Annotated in this window: 22 protein-coding genes; 17 read left to right on the forward strand and 5 right to left on the reverse strand. The window is 70.8% G+C overall.

Annotated features, from left to right (window positions below; genetic code table 11):
• A partial coding sequence (locus ACRX5S_RS13255) for a tyrosine-protein phosphatase (protein ID WP_436773081.1) occupies window positions 1-550 on the forward strand: 550 nt, incomplete at its 5' end.
• Between the two features lie 225 nt (window positions 551-775).
• Here the strand turns inward: ACRX5S_RS13255 and ACRX5S_RS13260 are convergent.
• Window positions 776-1321 (reverse strand): TetR/AcrR family transcriptional regulator, encoded by a 546-nt coding sequence (locus ACRX5S_RS13260; RefSeq protein ID WP_436773082.1) that lies wholly within the window; start codon window positions 1319-1321, stop codon window positions 776-778.
• Window positions 1322-1448: 127 nt separating this feature from the next.
• Between ACRX5S_RS13260 and ACRX5S_RS13265 the strand changes: the two genes are divergently transcribed.
• Window positions 1449-1967: a carboxymuconolactone decarboxylase family protein gene (locus tag ACRX5S_RS13265; protein WP_436773083.1), complete on the forward strand. Its 519-nt coding sequence runs from the start codon at window positions 1449-1451 to the stop codon at window positions 1965-1967.
• Window positions 1964-2164, forward strand: a complete 201-nt coding sequence (locus ACRX5S_RS13270) for a hypothetical protein (RefSeq protein ID WP_436773084.1) — start codon at window positions 1964-1966, stop codon at window positions 2162-2164. The genes ACRX5S_RS13265 and ACRX5S_RS13270 overlap by 4 nt, the downstream gene beginning before the upstream one ends.
• Window positions 2165-2195: 31 nt before the next feature.
• Here the strand turns inward: ACRX5S_RS13270 and ACRX5S_RS13275 are convergent, their stop codons facing one another.
• The 3 genes from ACRX5S_RS13275 to ACRX5S_RS13285 form a co-directional block, all read right to left on the reverse strand.
• Window positions 2196-3026 (reverse strand): hypothetical protein, encoded by an 831-nt coding sequence (locus tag ACRX5S_RS13275; RefSeq protein WP_436773085.1) that lies wholly within the window; start codon window positions 3024-3026, stop codon window positions 2196-2198.
• A 413-nt stretch (window positions 3027-3439) separates the two neighbouring features.
• The gene (locus ACRX5S_RS13280) at window positions 3440-3676 is read right to left on the reverse strand and encodes a hypothetical protein (protein WP_436773086.1); all 237 of its coding nucleotides are present in this window, start codon (window positions 3674-3676) and stop codon (window positions 3440-3442) included.
• A 317-nt stretch (window positions 3677-3993) separates the two neighbouring features.
• A complete protein-coding gene (locus ACRX5S_RS13285) occupies window positions 3994-4398 on the reverse strand; it encodes a hypothetical protein (protein WP_436773087.1) in 405 nt (134 codons plus the stop codon).
• 114 nt (window positions 4399-4512) lie between these two features.
• Between ACRX5S_RS13285 and ACRX5S_RS13290 the strand changes: the two genes are divergently transcribed.
• Window positions 4513-5571: a hypothetical protein gene (locus ACRX5S_RS13290; RefSeq protein ID WP_436773088.1), complete on the forward strand. Its 1059-nt coding sequence runs from the start codon at window positions 4513-4515 to the stop codon at window positions 5569-5571.
• A 7-nt stretch (window positions 5572-5578) separates the two neighbouring features.
• On the opposite strand, the gene ACRX5S_RS13295 is transcribed toward ACRX5S_RS13290, so the two are convergent.
• Complete coding sequence (locus tag ACRX5S_RS13295) at window positions 5579-5983, reverse strand: ATP-binding protein (protein WP_436773089.1); 405 nt, start codon at window positions 5981-5983, stop codon at window positions 5579-5581.
• 122 nt (window positions 5984-6105) lie between these two features.
• Here ACRX5S_RS13295 and ACRX5S_RS13300 point away from each other — a divergent pair, with 122 nt between their 5' ends.
• The 13 genes from ACRX5S_RS13300 to ACRX5S_RS13360 all read left to right on the forward strand — a co-directional run bounded on the left by ACRX5S_RS13300 (window position 6106) and on the right by ACRX5S_RS13360 (window position 23188).
• The gene (locus ACRX5S_RS13300; RefSeq protein ID WP_436773090.1) at window positions 6106-6960 is read left to right on the forward strand and encodes a helix-turn-helix domain-containing protein; all 855 of its coding nucleotides are present in this window, start codon (window positions 6106-6108) and stop codon (window positions 6958-6960) included.
• A complete protein-coding gene (locus ACRX5S_RS13305) occupies window positions 6960-7166 on the forward strand; it encodes a DUF397 domain-containing protein (RefSeq protein WP_436773091.1) in 207 nt (68 codons plus the stop codon). The genes ACRX5S_RS13300 and ACRX5S_RS13305 overlap by 1 nt, the downstream gene beginning before the upstream one ends.
• A gap of 38 nt (window positions 7167-7204) precedes the next feature.
• The gene (locus ACRX5S_RS13310; protein ID WP_436773092.1) at window positions 7205-7657 is read left to right on the forward strand and encodes a hypothetical protein; all 453 of its coding nucleotides are present in this window, start codon (window positions 7205-7207) and stop codon (window positions 7655-7657) included.
• Window positions 7658-7730: 73 nt separating this feature from the next.
• The gene (locus tag ACRX5S_RS13315) at window positions 7731-9320 is read left to right on the forward strand and encodes a hypothetical protein (protein ID WP_436773093.1); all 1590 of its coding nucleotides are present in this window, start codon (window positions 7731-7733) and stop codon (window positions 9318-9320) included.
• A gap of 92 nt (window positions 9321-9412) precedes the next feature.
• Window positions 9413-10678 carry a S8 family serine peptidase gene (locus ACRX5S_RS13320; protein WP_436773094.1) on the forward strand — a complete coding sequence of 422 codons (1266 nt, stop codon included), beginning with the start codon at window positions 9413-9415 and terminating at the stop codon, window positions 10676-10678.
• Between the two features lie 511 nt (window positions 10679-11189).
• Entirely contained in the window at window positions 11190-12608 is a 1419-nt protein-coding gene (locus ACRX5S_RS13325) for an outer membrane protein assembly factor BamB family protein (protein WP_436773095.1), read from the forward strand.
• A 320-nt stretch (window positions 12609-12928) separates the two neighbouring features.
• Complete coding sequence (locus ACRX5S_RS13330; protein WP_436773096.1) at window positions 12929-16114, forward strand: ABC transporter substrate-binding protein; 3186 nt, start codon at window positions 12929-12931, stop codon at window positions 16112-16114.
• Between the two features lie 45 nt (window positions 16115-16159).
• Window positions 16160-16513: a hypothetical protein gene (locus ACRX5S_RS13335; RefSeq protein WP_436773097.1), complete on the forward strand. Its 354-nt coding sequence runs from the start codon at window positions 16160-16162 to the stop codon at window positions 16511-16513.
• A gap of 184 nt (window positions 16514-16697) precedes the next feature.
• Window positions 16698-18245 (forward strand): M28 family metallopeptidase, encoded by a 1548-nt coding sequence (locus ACRX5S_RS13340; protein WP_436773098.1) that lies wholly within the window; start codon window positions 16698-16700, stop codon window positions 18243-18245.
• Between the two features lie 183 nt (window positions 18246-18428).
• Window positions 18429-18893 (forward strand): hypothetical protein, encoded by a 465-nt coding sequence (locus tag ACRX5S_RS13345; protein WP_436773099.1) that lies wholly within the window; start codon window positions 18429-18431, stop codon window positions 18891-18893.
• A gap of 37 nt (window positions 18894-18930) precedes the next feature.
• Window positions 18931-20511 carry an alpha/beta hydrolase gene (locus tag ACRX5S_RS13350; protein ID WP_436773100.1) on the forward strand — a complete coding sequence of 527 codons (1581 nt, stop codon included), beginning with the start codon at window positions 18931-18933 and terminating at the stop codon, window positions 20509-20511.
• Window positions 20512-21156 carry a hypothetical protein gene (locus tag ACRX5S_RS13355; protein ID WP_436773101.1) on the forward strand — a complete coding sequence of 215 codons (645 nt, stop codon included), beginning with the start codon at window positions 20512-20514 and terminating at the stop codon, window positions 21154-21156.
• A 106-nt stretch (window positions 21157-21262) separates the two neighbouring features.
• A complete protein-coding gene (locus tag ACRX5S_RS13360) occupies window positions 21263-23188 on the forward strand; it encodes a VWA domain-containing protein (protein WP_436773102.1) in 1926 nt (641 codons plus the stop codon).
• Window positions 23189-23198: the final 10 nt, after the last annotated feature.

The raw sequence follows: 23198 nt of genomic DNA on the forward strand, positions 1-23198 counted from the left end.
CACCGAGCTGCTGATAGCGGACGTCATGGGCCACGGCAACAACGAGCTGTTCGGCGACATCTTCGCGGACCCGAAGCGGGCCGGCGAGGTGCTGGGCGGCAACGCCGGGGTCGAGCTGATGAGCGAGGTGTACCGGCGGTTCGTGACGACGGACCTGGCCCGGACGGCGTACCGCAAGGTGTTCACCCGGATGGCGGAGGTCGAGAGCGGTGTCGTCTACCACTGCTCGCAGGGCAAGGACCGCACCGGCTGGACGTCGGCCGTGCTGCTGACCCTGCTGGGCGTCCCGCGCGAGGCGATCTACGAGGACTACCTGGACAGCGCGAACCACCTGCGGGCCAAGAACGCCGAGATCCTCAAGGGCATCGCCGAGCGCGGCTTCGACCCGGAGCACCTGCGGCCGATGTTCGCGGTCCGGCGCGAGTACCTCGACACGGCCTTCGGCGCGGCGGAGCGTGAGTACGGCTCGGTGGAGGCTTACGTGCGCGAGGGCATGGGCGTGTCCACCACGCACATCGAAGCGCTGCGCACGCGGCTCTTGGAGTCCTGAGCGCTCGCGGAGCTTGGTACTGGTGCCTGGGCCCTGGGTCCTGGGCCTGTGCCTGCACCTCGGCCCGGGCCTGTACCTGGGACTGTGCTTGTACCTCGGCCCGGGCTTGTACCTCGGCCCGGGCTTGTACCTCGGCCCGGGCCCGTACCTGTGCCTGTGCCTGTGCCTCGGGGGAGGCACAGCTACTGAGTTGCCATCAGACCGGCGGAACCCGGTCGTCGTCCGTCATCGTGCTCCGAGCAGCGCCTCCGCCACCTCGCGTGCCCGGGCCGCCGGCTCGATCGTCCGTTCACGCAGGGCGGTCACGATCGCCCCGTCCATGAGCAGCACGAAGCTGCCGGCGAGCGCGTCCGGGTCGGCCGCGCCGTCGTCGGCCAGGAGTTCGCGTACGTAATCCGTCACCGCCGCCTTGTGCTCGGCCGCCACCCGATGGGCCGCGCTGTCCGGGTCGGCGGACTCGACCATCGTGTTGATGAACGCGCACCCGCGGAAATCGGCGGCGGCGAACCGCTCCGCCAGCGCGTCGAACACCGCGAGCGGTCCGCCCCCGTGCGCCGCGACCCGTTCCGCGAGCCAGGACCGCCATCGCAGGTCGCGGCCTTGCAGAACGGCGACGACCAGGTCGTCCTTGCCCGGGAAGTGGCGGTAGAAGGACGCCCGCCCGACCCCGGACTCGCTGAGGATGCGCTCCACTCCGACGGCCCGGATCCCCTCCGCGTAGAAGAGGTCCTCGGCGGTCACGAGCAGTCGTTCGCGTGCTTTCACCGGCATGGAAGCGAGGCTAATCGGTCTTGACCGAAAACGGTATCGATCAGTACCGTCTGCTGACGACAGAACGGAACCGATCGGTACCGTTTACTGTCCGATCCGTTCGCCGTCTCAACCTGGAGGCATCGACATGCCACGCATCCCGACCGTCGACGACGACCCCCACGGCCTCCTCGACAAGACGCAGCGGCAACTCGGCCGCGTACCCAACCTCTACGCCACACTCGCCAACGGCCCCGCGGCCCTGGAGGGCTACCTCGCCCTGCGCGACGCCCTCACCCGCGGTGTGTTGCGGGCACGCGTCCGCGAGCAACTTGCGCTGCTCATCGCGCAGGAGAACACCTGCACGTACTGCGTCAGCGCGCACACCCTGAGGGGCAGCAAGATGGGCCTCACCGACGCCCAACTCGCCAAGACGCGCGAAGCCGCGGACGACGATCCGCACACGGACGCGATCCTGCGTATCACCCGCGAACTCGTGCGCACGCGCGGCCGTGTGACCGACGAGACGCTCGCCACCGCCCGCTCCGCGGCGGTCACCGACGCCGAACTCGCGGAAATCACCGCCCACATCGCGCTCAACACGCTGTCCAACTACTTCAACCACCTGGCACAGCCCGAGTTGGACTTCCCGGAGGTGGCGGCATGAGCCCGATGTGGCGGACGGGCACGATCCGGCTCCGCCCCGGCTACACGTTCCGCGACTCAAACGGGGCCGCAACCGGCACCGCCGACGGAGATTTCGCCATCGAAGGCGGCTACGTCCATGTACGCGTCCCCGGTGCACCCCTGGTACAGGTGGTCGGCGCTCCGGCGGTCGAGCTCATCACGTACACAGAAGCCTGAGCACTTGCGCGCTCAGGCCAACTGCGTCTGCCTACACGGCTTTTCGGACCGACAGGCCAAGGTGCGCCAGCGGCCGTTGCCGGACCGCGTACAACAGGTTACGCACCAACTGGACCACCGCCGCCCCTTCATCACGAACCTGGCGCGGCAGGACCGAGACAACTGTCAGTCCTGCCGCGCGCATTCGCTCCGCGCGCTCGAACGTGTCGATGCGCTGGGCCTCGGAGCCGTGGTAAGCGACGGAGTCCACCTCCACGACGACGCCTTCGTCCTCCCAGAGCGCATCGGGTGCGCACAGGAATTGTCCGTCAGCGCGGAACACCCGCGCGTTCCAAAGCGGTTCGGGAAGCCCAGAGGTCTGCACCAGAACACGGAAGTCCGCCTCGGGCAACGACCGTACGCCCGACTCAACTTCATCGACGATCGCCCCCATGCGGGCCGCCGCGCGTCCCCTCAGGTACGCCGCCTCGCGCCGTAACTCCCCTACTCCGCACAGCCGGTGCTGCACCGCGGCCAGCGCCGTGGCCCGCGCGGTGGCCCGTGCGCGTGCGTCGTCCGGGAGACGCTTGCACGCGTCCACAACCGCCCGCGCGTACGGCGCCGTCGGCGGAATCCGCAGCGGCAACGCCTCGGGGAGCCGCCCGGTCCGCTCGTACAGGAAGCGCCCCGCCGACCGTACGCCGCACTCCCGCGACACCAGTACGTGCACGTCAGGCGAGTACCGGACATTCGGCGTGGCCGCCAACTCCAAGGCCGTCAGCCCCGTCACCACCGCCCGTCCCCCCGTATGCAGAACCGCGGCCATGGCCACCTGCCCGCGACTCGGCACCCCCTCGCCCAGGACCACGACAGCCGACGTCACCCGGCGCCACTCCCCCGACCGAACCCTCCGCAACCGCTCCGCGTCCCGCACCCCACCCCGCCGCAACTGCCGAACCGTCGCAACCCCGCCCTGCCGCCGCACCACCTCCGCCAACCACAACGGCCCCTCCCCCGGCAGCCCCAACCCCAACGGCAACACCAGCTCAAACGGATCGGTCCCCATCCCAAAAACGTAGACACGCCCCGCCCCCGAACAACGCCGACACTCGGACACCTCACCCACAGGCGTTCGCGATGGAGATCGGCCCGTCACCGTCCTCGGCACGGCGGATCGGTCGTGAAGCGGTCGTAATCATTCGCATCCGGACGAGCGACCGCGCCGCTGCAACGTGCGCGCATGAGGGAGGATCTGGAGACTGCGTGCCGTCGCGTTCACTGATGCCGAATGATTGTTCATCCGACGATGGCACCGATGGTCACCATCAGAAATAGCACTGCGAACACTGCGATGAAGACGTACTGCACCCGCAGCATGACCTCGCCGTCGTCCTTGCTCGTTTCTCCGGAGCGCACGCGATCGGCAGTGAGTGCGCGGATTATGACCAGGTAGCACACAAGGCCCACCCACATCAGAGGGATGAAATACCAGGGTGCGTCGGCCGGCGATATCGGCTCACCCGCGAGGATCATGCGTGGTTCCTTTGACTGCCGGCGTGTGCTGGTCCGCCGAACACTCGGTGAACAACTACGCACCATCTCTCGGTGCCAGGGCAGCCATCCCGGCACGAGGGTGATCGTCCACGTGTGAGCTGCGCCAGGCCCGATACCGTACCCGGCCCCTACGCTGACACCGACGTCGCCTCCTCCTAGCGAGGGCTCCGTTGCCGCCTCGTCAAGACAGAACGTAGACACGCCCACCTCCGGACACAGCTGACGCCCGGACGCTCACCCTTGGGATTTCCTTGTGGAGGAGGCCTCCGAGGAGCAAAAGCCGCGTGCTGTGGTTGTTACGGGCAGGCATGATCGGATCTGCGACGGCCCGGGAATTCGTCCGCCGTGGGTGGGCGGTTATCGGCCTCGACAAGGCAGACCCCACCCCGGAGCTTTTTGAAGGTGTCGTTCCGTACGTGGTGGACGTCACCGATGAAGTCGCCGTCGTCAGGGCCATCGCGGACGCGGCGGCTCGCTACCGGCTGCTGCACCTCATCGGAGTCGCGGGTGGGGCGATACCCGGCGACGACGATGACGCGTCGGGGAAGGTGTTGCCCATCCTGGCCACCGTCGACGACGATGGTCTGCCCGTTGATGTGGGTCAGGTCGAGGGCCAGCGCGGCGAACGTGCGCGCGACGTCCTCCAGCGCGCGACTGCGGCGGTACGCCGCCAGGCATTGCGGTGGTCGTCCGCTGGTCATGTGGTTCCCCCGTGTGTCGGTCGAGCAGACGGCACGCCGCCCCGATAGCGATGCCGACCCCGAACTAGCGGATTCTGCGCCGGGCTTCGCAACTCGGGGGTGGTCATCGACGCGGTGCCTACCGGGCACGGCCAACTCTCGGACTCCACAGTGCGGATCGTCGCGTTCTACGTCGCGTGGCAGGTCTTCCGGCGCAATGGTCTGGTCGGCGAGCAGTACGCGTTGCTCGATGCCGTGGAGCAGCGGACGGGTGTGTCGCATCCGTTGGAGGCGTGCGGTGGTGAGACCACCCGGCGCGCCTTCGCGGCGTTGTTACGGGCGAACGAGGTCCACGTGCCGTTCGAGGAGCTTGAGACCGCGTACGTCGATGCCTCGGCCATGGCCCGGCGCTTCCCGCGCCTGACCGGCTTCACGCGCCTGCGCCGCACCGTCGGGCTCGCGCTGCTCAACCACATTTCGGTGCACGGCGGCGGCGACGGTGCGGCGGACCGTGTCATGCACGACGTACGGGCGGACTTCCTCGCGAAGCGCGACGCCGACTCACGTTGGATGACACCGCAGTTGCGTGCGGAGGCGCTGAGCGCCGAGGCCCAGTTCCTCTGCCTCCCGACGTGCGCGAACTACGCCCAGGCAGTGCAACTCGCCACCGAGGCCAAGCGCGTCGACCGGAAGGCGGACGGTGAGAACACCGCCGCCTTCCACGCCCGGCTCGCCCGCTACGACCAACAGCTCCTGTTGATCGCGTCGCTTCGGCAAGTCGGCCAGATCCGGGAGAAGTTGGAGACGCGCCTCGACCGGCACGCGGCGGAGGTCGAGTCGCGGATGGCGACGGCGTTGGAGGCGTCACGGCGCGACTCGGTGCAGATCCTCGGCCTCCTGGCGGCGGTGATCGCCCTCATCACCGCCTTCGCCGGCAACCGCGACGGAGGCTCACTGGGCGGCAGCCTGCCGGCGGTTCTGGCCACCAGCGGCGTCGTGGCCATGGCCCTGTCCGCCTTCGCCGTACTGTTCCAGACCCGCCGAACCGCCCACCGACGGCTGGCGTTCTCACTCGGTGGCGCTCTCGTCGTCGCAGCCTTCGCGGTCTTGCTGTGGGCCCCATCCGACATGAGATTCGGCGACTCCGACGCACTAAAGTCATCCCCGACCACCACCGTTTCCCCCAAAGGCTGATTCGCAGTCAGTCGGTTGAGGTGAGTTCGACCCAGGCGCATTTGCCGTGAGCTGTGCGCGTGTGGCCGTGGCGGGTGGCGTGAGCGGCTACGAGGGCGAGGCCGCGACCGGACTCGGACAGGGGGTCGGGGGCCGATCGCGGGGCGGGAAGACGGGGATCGGAGTCGAACACCTCGATGCGGAGGCCGTGTTCTGTGGGGTGAATGCGTACGGTCGCCCATGGGTCGTGCGGGCAGTGCCGCAGGACGTTGCCGAGGAGTTCGGTGAGGCAGAGCGCGGCGGCGTCGGACAGGTCGGCGAGAGACCAGAGTTCGAGGTGGCTGCGGAGGATCCTGCGGAGTGCGGGAACGGAGGCCGGGCTGAGTTCGGCGCGGTGCAGGAACGTGGGGCGCCGTGCCTGGGTGAGGATCATGTGATTCTCCGTCAGTTACGGAAAGTGGTTGACGACGCACGGAGAGTGCCTTCAGTCTGCTGTTGACGATGCTCGGCAATGACGCAACACGCAACTGTCGTCGAGAAGTTGCTGGAGGATTCGTGCGTACGACGAAGACCGCTCGCTTCCGGTTGAAGCGCCTCGGGTCCGAGTTACAGCGACACCGCAAGGACGCTGGGCTCACCCTGCGCGACGTGGCGGACCGGGTGGGCTATGCGAGTTCCAAGGTAAGCCGCCAGGAGACGGGCCAGGCGGGGATCAAGCCGGGAGAACTGGAGCGGCTGCTGGCTCTGTACCGAATCGATCCGGAGCTGTGCGAGGATCTGCGCGCGCTGCTGGGCGAGGACCAGGTTCGGGAGTGGTGGGTGCGCTACGAAGATGTGCTCACCCCAAGCCAGTTCGTGTTCCTCGCGATGGAAAACGCGGCGCGCTCGATCCTGGACTACGAACTCACGGCCATTCCCGGATTGCTTCAAACTCGCGACTACGCGCGGGCGGTGAATGCCGCCAGCGTGCGGCATCTGAGTGCCGAGCAGATGGAGGCCACCGTCGAGGTGCGGCTGCGCCGCCAGCGACGCCTCATCGACACCCCCAAGCTCAACTTGCATGTGCTCCTGTGGGAAGGGGCCCTCTGCGTCGAGACCGGCGGACGGGCCGTCATGCGGGACCAGTTGCAGCACCTGGTGAGCGTGTCCGGTGCGCCGAACGTGACCCTGCAAGTGGTGCCTTTTGCGGCCGGGAGCCGCGGAGTGCTCGTTTCGGCCTTCCAGATCATGCAGTTCCCGGGCGAACGCGATCATGATCAGTTGTTCATCGAGTCCATCAAGGGCACGCTTGCGACGCGATTCGATCGGGAAGTGACTCAGTGCGCCGCGCTGTTCGACCAGGCCAGCAGTGTGGCTCTGGATCCCGGCGCAACATCGAAACTGCTGTTGGCACGAGCGAGGGGCCTTTGATGGTGTGGATCAAGTCCAGTTACTCCGGCAACGCCGACAATGCTTGTGTTGAGGTGGCATGTGCTGCCGAGCTGGGGGTGGTTGCTCGGGACTCGAAGCGGCCGGACGGGCCCCGGCTGTCCTTCGGGGGCGGGGTCTGGGCGGACTTTCTCAGCGGTTTCCAGGCGCACAGCGAACCGGTGTCTGGCTACACTCCTCGCATCTGAATCGGGATCGTGCTTCCACGGGGGGAGGCTGGCTCCGGGTGATCAACGACGACGTGGGCGGTACGGGGTTCAACGGCTTGTCGGGCCTGAGCGCCGGGCAGATGCGGGTCAGCCTCGAACAACTCGACGCGTTCGAGAAGCGTGTGCTGGGCGTACTCGACCAGCTGATGCGGGGTCCGGTCGGGGGCAAGCCCGCCGGTGAGCCGATGGCTCCCGGGGGCTACGGCACCGGGTTTGCCGAATCCGACTTTGTGCAGCGCACGATGGGTCGCGTCATCGTCCAACTTGAGGTCCTGGCTGGTCAGTTGCGTGCGCAGATCGAGGTCATGGCGCTGTCGCTGCGGATGGCGGGGAGCAAGACGGCCGAGGCCGATGTCTCCAATCGAGCAGAAATGGCCCGGGCGCTCGCGTTGAGTCGGCAGCAGCAGACACCGGCAGGGCACAGCAGTTCGGCATCGAGTGGTGGGCAGCCTGCGCGCGGCATCGACTGAGCAGGGCGTACGGCACAGGCAGTGAACGGTACGTGCGAGAGGGCAGGACAAACCGGGGGCAGGTGAGGCCGGCATGGGCATCGTGAGCGACGCACCCAGCGGCCAGACGAACTTCATGGGATTCACGCACGAACAACTTCTCCAGATGTTCGGCGCCGCGTCGCCGACGCACGCTTTTGAGGCGAGTCTCAAGCTCGGTACGGCGAGCCACATGCTGACGCAGGCCGCCGAGGAGTTGGCGTCCGGCATCCACAACCTCGACTGGGACGGCGACGCGGCCGAACGGTTCCGCGTCTGGGCTGACCAACTCGTGGTAACCACACACCACTTGGCCAACTACTCAGGGGACGTCGGGGCGACGCTGCTGGATGTCGCGGTGAGCATCGGATCGACCAAGCTGCCACCCGTTCCCACCGAAGACCTCGAACTCGTCCACGGTTTCGCGAAGAACCCGGGGGCGGTCGCCGCCGTCGCCACCATCAGCCCGGCGGAGGCCGGCACGTTGGCCTCCGATCTCGACCGCGCGAAGGCCAATATCGAGTACCAGCGCATCGAAGCGGTCTCGCAGATGCGGAAGTTGGCGATGGGGTACGAGTCGGCGGCCGAACGGATGGATGCGCTGGCCCCGCCGGTGTTCCCCCAGGCCCCGAACCTGTACGGCGTCGAGCACGTGACGTGGCATCCGATCGACGGTCCCGGCGACGGACCTTCGGGGTCGGGCGATGATGCCGCGCCGCCGGTGGCGTGGGGTATGGACGGTGTGGTGTCCGGGGACACACCCAGGAAGGATGGCGCGGTCGTCGTTCCGGGAAGTCAAGTTACGGCGCCCGTACCGCCGATCACGGGCATGCAGGTTCCCGGTGCCGCTCCGGGCGGCTTCGCGCCGCCGACGACGGACGTCGCGTTGGCCGGGGCGGCGACGTTGGCTCACCCAACGGCGGGGCCGCCCACGTCACCCCCGGTGACGGCTGCGGGCACCGGTGGTACGAGCGGCACGGCCCCCGTGGCCCCGATTGTCGGAGTACCAAGCCCGGTGTCCGGAAGTCCCGGCAAGGCGTCGTCCGGCACTGGCGTCAGTCCGCGCCCCGGGACGGGAACGGCTGGACGCAACTCCGGGCCGCCCGGCGCGTCCGCGGTTCGGCCGATGACCACCACCGGCGCCACGGGGACGTTCGGCGGCAAGCCGGTATCGCATGGTGTGCCCGGTCGAATACCCGGTACCCCGACGGCCGTTGGCGGCACCACCAGCCCACGGCCGTACGGTCGTCCCGGCGCGCCCGGGATCACGGGCGGGCAGATTGTCCCCGGTTCGGCCGCGCCGCGCGGCGGGACGCGTACCGGGCCCGTGCACGGAGGTGTACCCGCGCACCCGGCAACGGGGCCGCGCGGACCGGTCGGTGCGACCGGAACCGGCTCCCGCGCGGTGGGCAACAGGCCCTTCTCGCCGGGAGGTTCCGGAATTCGCAGCGCGACGGGTGGGCGAACGCAGGTATCGGCGACAGATGGCGGCCCCTCGGGCCGTGGGCCGACGCGCGGCTTCGGTCCGGCGGCCGTGCCTTCCGACGAGCGTCGGCGACGGGGCGACAGCCGGGTCGAGTACGGCGATGAGGACGAGGAGAGTTCGGCGGCGGACAAGCCGCCCGTTCCGCCGGTCGTGGGCTGAGCGACCGGTTCCGCGGCGATGCCATGCCGCGTACGAACTTGCGGTGTTTGAGGTCCAGCTCGCGAACCGTCCCTCGAAAGGACCGCATGCCCATGGCCGGTCCCGTCTCGCCCACCGGGCGGCGGCTGTTCGTGTGCGCGATCGCGGCCGTGTCGTTGCACGCGGGTCTCGGTCTGGCCGAATCACCCCACGCGCACGCGGATTCGGTACGAGCCGCGCAGTGGTACCTGGACTCGTGGAAGATCGACGAGGCGTGGCGAATCTCGCGCGGCGCGGGCGTCACCGTCGCCGTGGTCGACAGCGGAGTGGACGCGTCCCACAGCGACTTGGCGGGGCAGATCGCCGAATCGCCGCTCGGCTTGGGCGATGTGAGCGGCCACGGTACGCAAATAGCCTCGCTCATCGTGGGAACCGGAGCGACCGGCGGCGGGCAAGGCGTGCATGGGGTCGCACCGGACGCCAAGGTGCTGTCCTTCCGAATCCCCGACATGTCCGCCGCTGGGGTGTTCGAGACGGACAAGGCCGCCGCGGCCATCCGCGCGGCCGCCGACTCCCGGGCGCGGATCGTCAACATCTCGAACGGTGGCGTGGGGCGGAACCCGGCGCAGACGGAGGCCGTCGCGTACGCCCTCGGCCGCGGCAAGCTCGTCGTGGCCAGCGGCGGCAACGTCGCGGACAACGGCCCCGGCGTCGTCTACCCCGCCGCACTGCCCGGAGTGCTCGGTGTCAGCGCCGTCGGCACGGACGGCCGCAGTTGGCGCGACGGCAACACCGGATACTGGATCTCGCTGGGCGCACCCGGCGTCGACATCCCCGCGGCGTGTACGGCCGCCACCAAGTACTGCCTGGGAACCGGCTCGTCCAGCGCCGCCGCACTCGTCTCGGGCGTGGCCGCGCTCGTGTGGTCCGCACACCCGGACTGGACGGCGAACCAGGTCATCCGACGCCTGGTCACCAACACGTCGACCGCGCCGAACGAGCAAATCCCCAATGACGACGTCGGGTTCGGGATCGTCAGCCCCAGGCGCGCACTTCAGTCGAACGCTCCGCCGGGCCCCGCCGATGTGAACCCACTGCTCGGCGTACGGGGAGATCCGCCACCCGCACCGCCCACAGCCGCGCCTGTGCCGGACTCACCGGCCAACTTCCCTTCTGCAAAAGCTACTTCGTCCACCGCCACAGCAAGCCCGACAACCCCCACCCCGGAGCGGCAGGCGATGCCGTCAAACAAGGGAGGGGACCCGGGCACGGTCTGGGGCGTCGTCGGTACGGCGGCGGGTGCCCTCACGGCAGTTGCCGTCCTCGCGCTTATCGTCCGCCACCGCACCCGCCGAGGTGGCGGCCCCGCGCCCCCGTGAGGGGCAGTCGCGCACTATGCAGGTTGCGCCCATCCGGGCAGGGGATATTGTCCGGAATCCGTACGGGCATAAATCTATGAACCCTGGTATTTCCGGCATTCTTCTCCGAGTTCCGGCTATCGCCTCAATAGTCTGACCGCTCGCGTCGCCTCCGACCCCGTCCGGGTCCGGGCCCGCGGCTCAGCAGTCACCGAACGGGGCAGAAGTGACCGAGAATTCGCTACCGAACGACCAAGCGGCGCATCCCCCCTCGGGACCGCCACCCCTGGGACCGCCACCCCTGGGACCGCCCCCCGCCGAGCCGCCGCCCGGCGGGGGGCCGCCACCGGCGACGGGGCCCTGGCAGCCGTACCATCACACGATCCCGCAGGCAGCAGGGCAGGGGCCCGCGCCGGGCCCACCCGCCGACCGCACGCTGTGGGCGGCACCGGTGGGACCGCCGAGGCCAGGTGGGCCGCCAATTCCCGATGCACCCCGCGGCAACCGACGTCTCCTGCTGGCGATCACCGGCGTGCTCGTCGCGTTCGCCGCCATCGTCACCACCGTCCTGGTCCTGGTGATCGACAGCGGGGACGACGGCAAGGGGCCCGACGCCAAGAATCCCCCAGGCGCCTCGGAGCCCGCCGACCGCGGCTCGGGCCAGGCCCCGCCGGCGGCGAACGAGCCGTCCGTCCCATCCGGTAGCGCCGACCAGCCGGGCACCCCGTCGACGCTCTCCGTCGCATGGTCCATGCCCAGCACCAAGGAACGCGGCGCTGCCCCCACCAGCTTCGGACGCTGGATCACGGCCACCCACGTCTACCGGGGCACCGACAAGGCCGGCCTGATCCGCTACGACCTGGCCACCGGCGCCGACAGCCCCGTGGAACTCCCGCCCGGAGCGCTCGTCTGCGGCATGACACCCGGGACGGACGAGGGCGTCGGAGGTGTCGCGTGGTCCGAGAACGAGAAGGACTGCAACAAACTCGCCCTCGTCGACCTCGCCACCGGAAAACTCCGGTGGACCGTCACGTTCAGCGTCCCGTCCCAATACGACACGGAAAAGGAGAGTTTCGCGGAGGTCGGTCTGAACAACGTCCCCATGACATTCAGCGACAACGCGCTCGTCCTCGGCGTGCTCTCGTCCGTCTCGGCCAGGTCCAGAGCCGACGGCGCGGAGCTGTGGACAAAGACCTCGCCCAAGGTCGGCGCATATGCACCGACGGTGAGCGCCGTCCTCGCCGACGGCTCAGACGTCCTGGCTGTCGTGCGGGCCGTCCTGAACGGCACCATCGCGGGAGCACGGTTCAACGCCGCGACCGGCGATGCGGTCTGGTCCAACGACCTTCCCATCGGCCCACGACCGAACCTGTGGCCGATCTCCGTCAATCCCCAGGTGTTTTTGGCAGAATCCCTCGACGATTCCTACCACGCATCCAACGCAATCGTCACCGTCGACCTGTCGGGCAAGATCAGCAACCGCCTGCCCTCCACCGGCCCCTGGGGTGAGCTGGACGTCGACGAACGCGGGTGGGGCGAGGCCGACCGAGAACCGACGTTCGCCCTGGCGGTCGACGACGGCGTGCTGTACGGCACGACGGAAGACAGCCAGAACTCCCGCGAATCCGTCGTCGCGATCGATGCGACGACCGGCACGCTCAAGTGGCAGGTGGACGTGCCCAGGGACACGCTCGACTTCGCCTACGTCAGCCTGGCCGGGGGCGACCGGGACTTCGTCTACGCCGTCACCGGCGGGTTCGGCGAGACGGACCCGGTGGAAGTCCACCGCTGGGACAGGTCGAACGGCGGCGCGGCCACAGTCGCCGTGCTCCCCCAGCCGCCGAGCGGGGTCGTCGGGGGCGGTATGGACCAGGTCTGGTCCGGTGGCCGCCTCGTCTGTACGGCAGCGACCAACGGCAGCGGCCCGTCGATCACGGTCGCGGCCAAGTAGGAGAAGTAGGCGGGACAAAGCAGGCACGGCGACGTAGGAGAATGACGGACCACACAAAACGGTCGGCGAAACAGTCGGCATGCAGACAGCTCGCTCCCCGGCACCGACCGGCATCGTCCGGCACCATCGGCCGCCGACCGGCACCGGCACCGGCCAACCCCGGTCCACACCGATCGCCGCCCGGCGGTACCGATCGGCACCGGTCACCCCGTGCGCCCGGCGCCGTTCAGCACCCACGGAGCCAAACCCGGGGAAGTCCCCCTCACCTGCACGCCCGACCTGCGGTAGCGTCGACTCCCGGGCTTGGAGGGGGCGGACTCGTGATCCAGGCATTGCGCCCGGGCGACCCTGGGGACGTCGGCGGCTACCGCGTGGTGGCCCGCCTCGGTGCGGGCGGCATGGGCGAAGTGTTCCTCGGCCGCTCGGCGAGCGGCCGACTCGTCGCGATCAAGGTGGTACGCGCGGAACTGTCGGTGGACTCCGACTTCCGCGCGCGCTTCCGGCGCGAAGTCGACGCTTCCCGCCGCGTGAGCGCCTTCCACACCGCGGCCGTCGTGGCCGCCGACGCCGCCGCCACTCCCGCCTGGATGGTCACCGAGTACATCCCCGGTCCGTCGCTGGAGGAGGCGGTACGCGGGCACGGCGCCTTCCCCGTACACGCCCTGCGGGTCCTGGGCGCGGGGCTGGCCGAGGCCCTGGAGGCGATCCACGCCTGCGGTCTGATCCACCGCGACCTCAAGCCGTCGAACATCCTCATCGCCGAGGACGGGCCGCGCGTCATCGACTTCGGCATCGCGCGTGCCCTGGAGGGCGCGACCGTCACGCAGACCGGCTACATGGTCGGCTCGGTGGGCTTCCTCTCGCCCGAGCAACTGATGTCGGAACGCATCACCCCGGCGGCGGACGTCTTCGCGCTCGGTGCGGTGCTGTGCTCGGCCGCCGGGCTGGCGCCCTTCGGGGGCGGCTCGGCGCAGGCGATGCTGTACCGCGTCGTGCACACCGAGCCGGACCTGACCGGGCTGCCGGCGCAACTGCGCGACATCGTGGCGGACTGCCTCGCCAAGGACCCCGCCTCGCGCCCGCAGCCGACCGACCTCGTCCGCATGCTCACGAGCGACACGACCGAGGACTGGCTGCCGGACGGCGTACTCGCGTCCATCTCGGAACGCCGTGAGCACGCGCAGCAGTTGGCCCGTCAGTCGGCGGCGGGTGGCGCGTCCGGACCGGGCGCCGCAGCTGCGGGCGCGGCAGGAGCGGGTGCGGCGGGAACGGGCGGCCCCGGGGCGCCCTCGTTCTCGGTGAGCGCCGGACGTTCCGCCCACCCGGGCGCGGCCAAGCCGCCGTCCGGCTCGGGACCGGGGACGGGCCACGGCCCGTCGGGCGACCCGAACGACGACCCGACCACCGGTTCCAACTCCGCGGTGTCCCCAAGCCCGGGGCACGGATCGGGCATCGGCTCGGGCATCGGCTCAGGCCCCGGCATCGGTTCAGGCCCCGGCGTCGGCTCGGGCACGGCTCCGGGACACAGTTCCGGCTTGGGGTCCGGCATGGGATCCGGCATCGGACCGACCCACGGCTCGGGCCCCGTCCCGACGACCTACGACGCACCCGTCCCACCTCCCCCCGCCACGCCGTCGACCCCGCCCGGCGCGTACCCGCAGCCGCACCAGCCGCTGTCGCACTCACAGCCGAGCCCCCACCCGTCCCACCTCGGCGCACCACCGCCCCCCTCAACCCCGCCGCCGTCCCCGCACTCCCCGCCGCACGGCAGCACGCCCCACGGGAACACCCCGCACGGCAGCACGCCCCCGCATACCCCCTGGCAAACGCCGTACGGCCCCTCCTCCTTGCCCTTCCCGCACCAACCCGGCACGCCCCCGCGCACCTCGCGCCTCGACCGCATGCCCGGCGGCCGCCGTACCTGGCTGGCCGTGGTCGTCCTCACCACGATGGCCGTCCTCGCCGGGATCGGCATCGGCACGGCGCAGCTCATCGGCGGCGGCAGCCCCAGTGCCAAGACCACCGACCCGCCGTCCAACCCGACCTCGGTCGCGCAGAACCCGCAGGGCGGCGGTCGCAAGGGCGGCACGGCCACCGTCTCGATCAACGCCGACTCGCGCACGCTCGACCCGGTGGGCACGACGTACGAGGCGTACGCGGACGGCCAGCGCATGTCCGCCCTCTACGACCCGCTCGTGGTCTTCCGGCAGAGCACCGGCAAGGTGGAGCCGCACCTCGCGAAGTCGCTGACCTCCACGCCCGACGGCTTCACCTGGAGCCTGGAGCTGCGTCCGGACGTCAGGTTCACCGACGGCACACCGCTGGACGCCGAGGCGGTCAAGTTCAACTGGGAGCGCCACGCCCAGGCGTCCAACGCGATGCACTCCAACGCCATCCGCGGCGCGACGATGCGCGTGGTGAGCCCGACGCGGCTGGACATCACGCTGCCGGTGCCGGACTTGACATACGACCACCTCGTCGCCGACGAACTCGCCTACGTCGGCTCCCCGGCCGCAATGCGCGCCGACCCCGAGGGGTTCGGCAAGAAGCCGGTGGGCGCGGGGCCGTTCATGCTGGAGAGCTGGACGCCCGGCGACAAGCAGGTCTTCGTGCGCAACCCGGACTACTGGCAGGGGCCGGACCGGCCGGTGCTCGACTCGCTGGTGTTCAAGGTCGACACGCAGCAGCCGATCGCGCCGGTCATCGACGGGCGCGCCGACGTCAACTTCCAGAGCGCCAACCACGATCTCCAGCAGGCGCGTTCGGCCGGTCTGGAACTCGTGCCCGCGGTCAACGCGGGCGGCGTGATGCTGGGCTTCAACTCGGCCACCGCGCCGTTCGACAACCCGAAGGCCCGCCAGGCGGTGTCGCTCGCCCTCGACCCGGAGGCCATCGCGAAGGAGGCGGGCACCGGTGCGAAGGCGGCGGAGAGCATCGTGCCCTCCGACTCCCCGCTCAGCGACGTGGCGACCCGGCACCGGGCGGACGCCGCGAAGGCGCAGGAGCTCTTCGACGAACTGGCGGCGGCCGGGAAGCCGGTCGTGTTCAAGGTCACCGCGGGGCAGGGCGAGCAGGCGGCGCTGGAGGCGGTCAAGAAGCAGCTCGCGGGCTTCCGTAACGTGACGATGACGTACGAGCTGGCCGACGCGGCGCGCTTCGGCGAGGTTCTGAGCGGCCGTCAGTTCCAGGCGGTGTGGGGGTACGAGTCCGGCTCGGACCTGGACACGTGGCTGTTCGCGATCACCCGCGGCGGGTACAGCGGGAACTACCTGGCGTACCGCAACGACACCGTCGACACCGCGTGGACGACGATACGCGGCGCGCGCACGCCGGAGGCGAAGGCCGCCGCGTACCGCACGCTGCTCGCCGAACTCGCCGCGGACCCGCCCTGGTGGCTGTACGCGGAGATCTCGGTCTACGCGGTGCAGCGCGAGGGCGCGCTGACCGGGCTCGACGGCGCGTACGCCGACGGAATCCTGCGGTGGGACCGGGTGGGCAAAAAGTAGACTCGCCACCCACGGGGGACGGAACGGGGAAGGGTGGGGCACGCGGTGGGACAGCACGGTTCCGGCAAGGGCGCGCACGGCGGCGACGGCGCGCCGGGCGACGCGCGCCGGAGCGCGGACGGGGGCTCGCCCGGTGACGGGCACGACGGCGACGCGGGCGCGAGACCGGCCGGCGCGGGATCGAGCGGCGCGGGATCAGCCGGCGCCGGATCATCCGGCGCGGGATCGAGCGGCGCGGCGGGCTCCGAGCCGCCTCCCGACGAGAACTGGGACAGTTGGCGTTTGCGGCTGACGGACTACGGCATAGGGATACTGATCGCTCTGATCCTCACCCCCCTGCTGGGTTTCGCCGTGCTCATGGCCGTGTCCGGCGACTTCCGGGATTTCGTCCTCAGGTAGCCCGCGGCGCGCGGCGCAGGACCGTCCTCGTGAATGTTGGCAAATTCCGCCGGTCGCGTCTGGTCTGTCGGGTGCTACCGGCGGTACGTTCCGCGGAACGTCCCGCGCGCCGCGCACCACCTCCCCGCCATCCCAGGGGAGACACGTGCGCCGTCGCGCCCGGTTTGCCCTGGAAAGGACCTGTATGACGCAGCGTCACCTCGGCCGGGCCCTCACCGCCGGCCTGGCGGGCATCGCGCTCGTGGGCCTCGCCGCCACCCCGGCCGAGGCCCACCCGCACCACGACGCGAAACTCGGCGAGAAGATCGCCAGGAAGGTCACGGCCGACAACGTCGCCGAGCACCTCGAAGCGTTCCAGAAGATCGCGGACCGCAACGACGGCACGCGTGTCGCCGGGGCGAGCGGCCACGCCAGGTCGGCGGACTACGTCGCCGACAAGCTGCGGCGGGCCGGATACCGGGTCACCGCACAGGAGTTCGAGTTCACGTACACCGAGACCCTCGCGGAAAGCCTCAAGGTCGTGTCGCCCGCCCCCGCCGACGTGCCGATCACGGTGATGTCGTACTCGCCCTCGACCCCGGTCGGCGGCATCACCGCCCAGGTCGCCGCGGTCCCGACCGGCGCGGACGCGACGCCGGGCTGCGAACCGGAGGACTACGCGACGGGCACCTACACCGGCAAGGTCGCGCTGGTCCGGCGCGGCGGCTGCTCGTTCGCGCAGAAGCAGCAGCAGGCGGCGGGCGCGGGAGCGGTCGGCGTGATCGTCTACAACAACACCCCCGGGGCGCTCAACGGCACGCTCGGCGACCCGGCCGCGGGCCTCGTGCCGACCGGCGGCGTCACGCAGGCGGACGGCGAGGCGCTCGCCGCGCAGGTGGCGGCCGGACCGGTCACCGTCACCCTCGAACTGCGGGAGTTCCGCGAGCAGCGCACCACCACCAACGTCATCGCCGACTCGCGGCGGGGCGACCCGGACAACGTCGTGATGGCCGGGGCGCACCTCGACTCCGTGTCCGAGGGGCCGGGTATCAACGACAACGGCTCCGGCAGCGCAGGGCTCCTGGAGACCGCGATCCAGCTCGCCCGGTACGAGCACCACCCGGCCAACAAGGTGCGGTTCGCGTTCTGGTCGGCCGAGGAGTTCGGACTGCTCGGCTCCGAGCACTACGTGGCCCAGTTGACCCCGGAGGAGCAGCGCAAGTTCGCGCTCTACCTCAACTTCGACATGATCGGCTCGCCGAACTACGCCGAGTTCGTGTACGACGGGGACAACTCGGACGGCGTGGGCGCGCCCGCGGGCCCGACCGGCTCCGCCGAGATCGAGGCGTTCATCAACGGCTACCTGGACAAGAAGGGTTCGGCCCACGAGGGCACGGACTTCGACGGCCGGTCCGACTACGGCCCGTTCATCGCGGTGGGCATCCCGTCCGGCGGCACCTTCACCGGCGCCGAGGGCGTCAAGACGCCGGAACAGGCCGCGAAGTACGGCGGGACGGCCGGGGCCGCGTTCGACCCGTGCTACCACGCGGCGTGCGACACCGCCGCCAACATCAGCACGACGGCGCTCGACCTCAACTCCGACGTGATCGCCTACGCCATGGGGACGTTCGCCAACAGCACCCGAGCGGTCAACGGCACCTCCCCCGGCAACCCCGGCAACCCGCCCGAGGCCCGCGCCGCGGCCGCCGACGGCGTCGACTCCACCTACCGCCCGGGCTACGTCGGTTCCTGACACGCCCGGCACCCGCACCGTGGCCCCTTCGCCCCTCGCGAAGGGGCCACGGCCCTGTCCGGGCGCATCGGGAGTCGGTGTCCGGAAGGGGTTGTTCGCGGGGGCGTCACTGTCACCTGGGGCGATCCGTCAGTAAAGTGACGGTCGGTATCGCCAGTGGGGACATGAGTCGGGGGACTTGTCATGGCCGATCAGCCGCCTTCCTTGCCCGAGCCCGGGACGCCGGGGCCGGAGCCGACCGGGGTGGCGCCCACGGGTGCCGTGCCGGGACGGCCGGGGGTGCCCGGGGTCGTGCCGTCGCCCAGTCCCGGTCTGAATCCGTACCCGACGGACCCGCGGTACCTACCGGGGATCGATCCCGCGAGGGCGGGAAAGTACACGGTCGAGTCGTCGCTGCTGCTGCCCGCGGCTTCGCGGGCCGACGGGTGCGCCGACAGTCTGCTCGCTCTGGGTGCCGGGCTCGCGCAAGGCGCCCCCGCGGGCCTCGCGGGGTTCCAAACGGCCGCGCAGGCCGGGGTCCTGGCCGACTCGTGGTCCCGTGAACTGTTCCTGGTCTCCGAAGCCGCACGGCAGTGCGCCACGAAGATCCGCGCCACGACGAACGCATATTTGGAAGCCGAGGCACGCAACGCCGGGAACCTGCGCTGACGCACTTGGTGGGGTGACGCGCGGGGGGGATACGCGGATGGTCACGTACGACGCTCTCAAGGACGCCCGGTTCGACTCGCTCCGGTCGCAAGCCGACACCTGGGGCCGCACCATGAACCAACTCGACGTCGTGGTACGCGACTTCAATCTGGGCGTCTGCGGCGCAACTGAACACGCCGGATGGAAGGGCGACGCCTCGGGCCTCGCCAACCCCGAACTGGAGGACGCCCTGCGGCGCATCCGCGTCGCGGCCCTCGAAGCCCGCGCGGTCGCCGCCGAACTCGACTTCGCCGTCGACGCGTTGAGCGACTGCCAGTACCGCCTCTTCGCCGTGCTGCACGCCGCGGTGACGGACGGCGTGGCCGTGGTCGGCAACGGCACCGGCTTCACCGTCTCCGAGGCCCGCCCCCCGACCGCCGCGCGCGACGACCTCGAACTGTCCGCCGTACAAGCCCTGCTCGACGGCTACGCCCAACGCGTTCAGGCCATCCTCAACGACGCCGCCGCGGCCGACGCGCTGCACGCGGCGCTGCTCGTCAAGCTGTCCGCCGGTGACATCGCGCGCGGCGACGAGGCCGCGCTGCGGCACGCGGAGCGGGACCTGGAGGCGGTGTTCGGCAGCATGACGCCGCGTCAGACCGCCGCGTGGTGGGCGCAGTTGACCGATGCCGAGCGGCAGGCGTTCCTCGTCGACCACCCGCACGAGGTCGGCGCGATGGACGGCGTGCCGGCCACCGTACGCGACCTGGCGAACCGGGCCGCGCTGAACTCCCGGCTCGCCGACCTCGGTCCGCTCGTCACCGGCGGCACGGCCACCGCCGCGGAACTCAAGGAGTGGGAGAACCTCAGGAAGATCGACCAGGTGATGGCCGGGAACACCGAGCGCCGCCCCGAAGAGCGGCTGATGCTCCTGAAGTTCGGCAGCCGGACCCGCGACGGCGAGGTCGTGGTCTCCGTCGGCAACCCGGACACCGCGAAGAACACCGCGATCACCGTGCCCGGCGCCAACACCACGGTCGCGGGCAAGCTCGGCGAGCAGGTCGAACGGGCCACCAACCTCCAACGCGTCGCCGACCGCATCACCCCGGGCCTGCCGGGCGACGCCGCGGTCGTCGTGTGGCTCGACTACGACGCCCCCGAACTCTCGCTCACCGCGTGGTCGTTCGCCTCGGGCGCGGGCACCGGCCGGGCCCAGGACGGGGCCGGACGACTCGACCGCTTCGTCGACGGCACCCGGGCCACCGGCCCCCCGCACCAGCACCTGACCGTCGGCGGGCACAGCTACGGCACGTCGGTCGTGGCGTACGCGGCCCGCGAAGGGGACGGACTCCAGGCCGACGAACTCGTGTTCGTGGGAAGCCCCGGCGTGCACGTGGACCACGCGAGCGAACTCGGCTTCGACCCCGACCGCGTCTGGGTGGGCATCGCCCCGGACGACTGGGAGGCGCCCGCGGCCGGCTTCCTGCACGGACGCCTGCCCAGTGACGACGACTTCGGCGCACACCGCTTCCCCACCAACGACGGCGGCCACTTCAGCTACTGGGACATGCGCTCGGAGTACGAGGGCGACACGAGCATCCGGAGTCAGGCCGACATCATGATGGGCGGGATCCCGTAAGTGGGCGCGCCCCTCCCCGACCGCGTTCCGACCGCCACCCTCGCCCGCACCCGCGAAGACGGCTACCAGTTGCTGCGCATGTTCGTGCTGGCGTCGGGAGCCGAGGAGTCGGACGGCACCCTCGACATCCTGCCGGGGCCGTGCGGCGGCGACATGGACCCGCGGCAACGCGCCGCGGGCTACTACCGCCTGCTCGTCCTTGGCGGGTTCCGTGCCCTCGGCGACGACCAGCACGGCGCGTTCGCAGGCATGCACGCCTTCGTACGGCGCAACCGGTTCCGCATCCGCAGCTACCGCAACCCCGACACGAGTGCGCTGCGCCCGGACGCGGTCGGCCAGTGGGAGCTGAAGGGGGTCGCGGACGTCCGCGGCGGTTTCGCGTTCTCCGTCTTCACCGTGCGCCCGCAGACGCACGTCGCGGTCTGGATCACCAGCACGTGCCGCCGCACCCCCGAACGCGACGAACCCGACGGGCCGTTCACGCTGCCGTCGCTCGTCCCGCACGTGCCGACAGCCGCACCTGTCTGGGCACCGCGACCGTCCGCGGCGCCGACGAACCGGAGCACCGCCACCCCACCCGCCGCAACCGGCACGCGTACCCCCGACGCCGGCCCGAGCACGCACTTCCGCGACCTCCTCGGTTGAACGACGGGGATCCGTCGAGGGTTTCGCGAGGGACCCCGACCCGCCTCAAACGCGCCGATCCTTCCTACGATCAAGATCCGCCACCACGCGAGGAAAGCGGATCCCCTTGAACATCCGAAACCGACGCACGCGCGCCGCGGTGCTCGTACTCCCGGCCCTCGTCCTCGGGAGCCTCCTGCCCGCCGCCACCGCGCACGCCGCACCCACGACCCGCGCCGCACCCGCAGCCGGGGAAGGCGGCCCGCCCCCGAAGATGGAACTCGTCCTGGACCTGTCCGGGTCGATGAAGGAGAACGACGCGGGCGGCCAGACCCGCCTCGCCGCCGCCAAGCAGGCGGTCGGCCGCATCATCGACACGGCACCCTCGGACGCCGCCCTCGGACTGCGCGTCTACGGGGCCACCTACCCAGGCGAGGACAAGGCGCTCGGCTGCGCGGACACCCAGCAGCTCTTCCCTGTCGCACTCATGGACGCCGCGGCCCGCACGGCCGCCAAGCAGCGCGTCGCCGGCATGGACGCGGTCGGCTTCACGCCCATCGGGGTGTCCCTGCGGGAGGCTGCCAAGGACGTCGGCACCGACGGCAAGCGCCGCATCGTGCTCGTGTCTGACGGCGAGGACACCTGCGCTCCCCCGCCGCCCTGCGACGTCGCCCGCGAACTCAAGGCCCAGGGCATCGACCTCGCCGTCGACGTCGTCGGCTTCAAGACCACCGGCGCCGCCCGCGACCAACTCAAGTGCATAGCCCAGGTGAGCGGCGGCGAGTACGCGGACGCCGCCGACGCCGACGCGCTCACCGCCAACCTGAGCACGCTGTTCCGCCGCGCCTGGACCACGTACAACGCCACCGGGACCCCCGTGACGGCGTCGACGACGAACTGCGCGGAAGCACCGCTGATCGGCCCGGGCCAGTACCTGGACGCCGTCACCACCGGCGGCAAGCAGTACTACCGGGTCAAGAAGACGCCCGGCCAGATCCTCCAGGTGAGCGCCACCGTCGCCCTCACACCGTCGATCCAGCACTCGAACATCGAGGTCGTCGCGGGGCCCATGACCCCGACCGGCGACCCGCGCGGCTGGATGCGCGCCTTCAGCCAGAGCACCGGATGGGCGAACGTGCTGTCCGTGGGCGGCCGGACCGAGGCGCCCCGCCCGGGCGCGACACCGGACGCGGTGCCCGGAGACGAGGGCTGCGTGATGATCGCGAACCACGTCACCGATCCAAAGGAGAAGCGCTTCCCGTTCGAGCTCCAGATCGGCCTCGCGGACGCGGACCCCGCCAAGAGCGCGGGCCGGTCCCCGGCGGCACCGCCCCCGAGGACCGGGGCCGACGCGACCGGCGGCTTCTCGTTCAACAGCGCCACCCCGATCGGCGCCGGAACGCACCGGCAGAGCATCGCGGTCGGCGAGTGGCCCATCTGGCGCGTCGACCTCAAGGCCGGGCAGCGGCTGACCGTCAAGGGCGGCGCGCAGGTCCCGGCGGACCTGCCGTACTCGCCCAACTCCGGGCTCGGCGTCCTGCTGTTCAACCCCCAGCGCGACAGCGTCGGCTGCTCCGCCGACCGCGGTGCGATCGAACTCATCGGATCGCGCACCGGACGGGTCGAAAAGGTGTGCGACACCTGGGAGATCGCCAAACCCGGCGACACGAGCACCAAGAACGCCGGGTTCACCGAGCCCGGCACGTACTACATCGCGCTCGGCCTCGGCTCGCTGCCCGCCGACGCCCTGGGCACGGTGGTCCCGGTCGACCTGACCGTGGCGATCGACGGCACACCGCGCGACGAACCCCGGCTCGTCTTCGACTTCGACGGTACGCCCGACGCGGCCGGAACCGGCAAGGGCGACGCCGCGGCGAGCGGTGCCCACCCCGGCCGGTCCCCCGGCGCGGACGACGCCGACATCGCCGGTCAATCGGCGGCGTCGAAGGCGGACGACAAATCCGGCGCCGAGAAGCTGGCCCTGCCCCTGGGCATCGCGGCCGCGGTGCTTCTCCTCGCCGGCGCCGGCTACTACGGCCTGCGGAGGCGCTGACGCCGGCCCG

Source organism: Yinghuangia sp. YIM S09857, assembly GCF_051388915.1.
Lineage (GTDB): Bacteria > Actinomycetota > Actinomycetes > Streptomycetales > Streptomycetaceae > Yinghuangia.

What these genes read in the sequence shown, in the direction of transcription:
- ACRX5S_RS13305 (WP_436773091.1), top strand. Translation starts at nt 6,960, where the DNA reads ATGGTGTGGATCAAGTCCAGTTACTCCGGCAACGCCGACAATGCTTGT.
- ACRX5S_RS13260 (WP_436773082.1), bottom strand. Translation starts at nt 1,321, where the DNA reads ATGCCGGTGAAAGCACGCGAACGACTGCTCGTGACCGCCGAGGACCTC.
- ACRX5S_RS13345 (WP_436773099.1), top strand. Translation starts at nt 18,429, where the DNA reads ATGGCCGATCAGCCGCCTTCCTTGCCCGAGCCCGGGACGCCGGGGCCG.
- ACRX5S_RS13265 (WP_436773083.1), top strand. Translation starts at nt 1,449, where the DNA reads ATGCCACGCATCCCGACCGTCGACGACGACCCCCACGGCCTCCTCGAC.
- ACRX5S_RS13340 (WP_436773098.1), top strand. Translation starts at nt 16,698, where the DNA reads ATGACGCAGCGTCACCTCGGCCGGGCCCTCACCGCCGGCCTGGCGGGC.
- ACRX5S_RS13270 (WP_436773084.1), top strand. Translation starts at nt 1,964, where the DNA reads ATGAGCCCGATGTGGCGGACGGGCACGATCCGGCTCCGCCCCGGCTAC.
- ACRX5S_RS13350 (WP_436773100.1), top strand. Translation starts at nt 18,931, where the DNA reads ATGGTCACGTACGACGCTCTCAAGGACGCCCGGTTCGACTCGCTCCGG.
- ACRX5S_RS13280 (WP_436773086.1), bottom strand. Translation starts at nt 3,676, where the DNA reads ATGATCCTCGCGGGTGAGCCGATATCGCCGGCCGACGCACCCTGGTAT.
- ACRX5S_RS13295 (WP_436773089.1), bottom strand. Translation starts at nt 5,983, where the DNA reads ATGATCCTCACCCAGGCACGGCGCCCCACGTTCCTGCACCGCGCCGAA.
- ACRX5S_RS13320 (WP_436773094.1), top strand. Translation starts at nt 9,413, where the DNA reads ATGGCCGGTCCCGTCTCGCCCACCGGGCGGCGGCTGTTCGTGTGCGCG.
- ACRX5S_RS13285 (WP_436773087.1), bottom strand. Translation starts at nt 4,398, where the DNA reads ATGACCAGCGGACGACCACCGCAATGCCTGGCGGCGTACCGCCGCAGT.
- ACRX5S_RS13315 (WP_436773093.1), top strand. Translation starts at nt 7,731, where the DNA reads ATGGGCATCGTGAGCGACGCACCCAGCGGCCAGACGAACTTCATGGGA.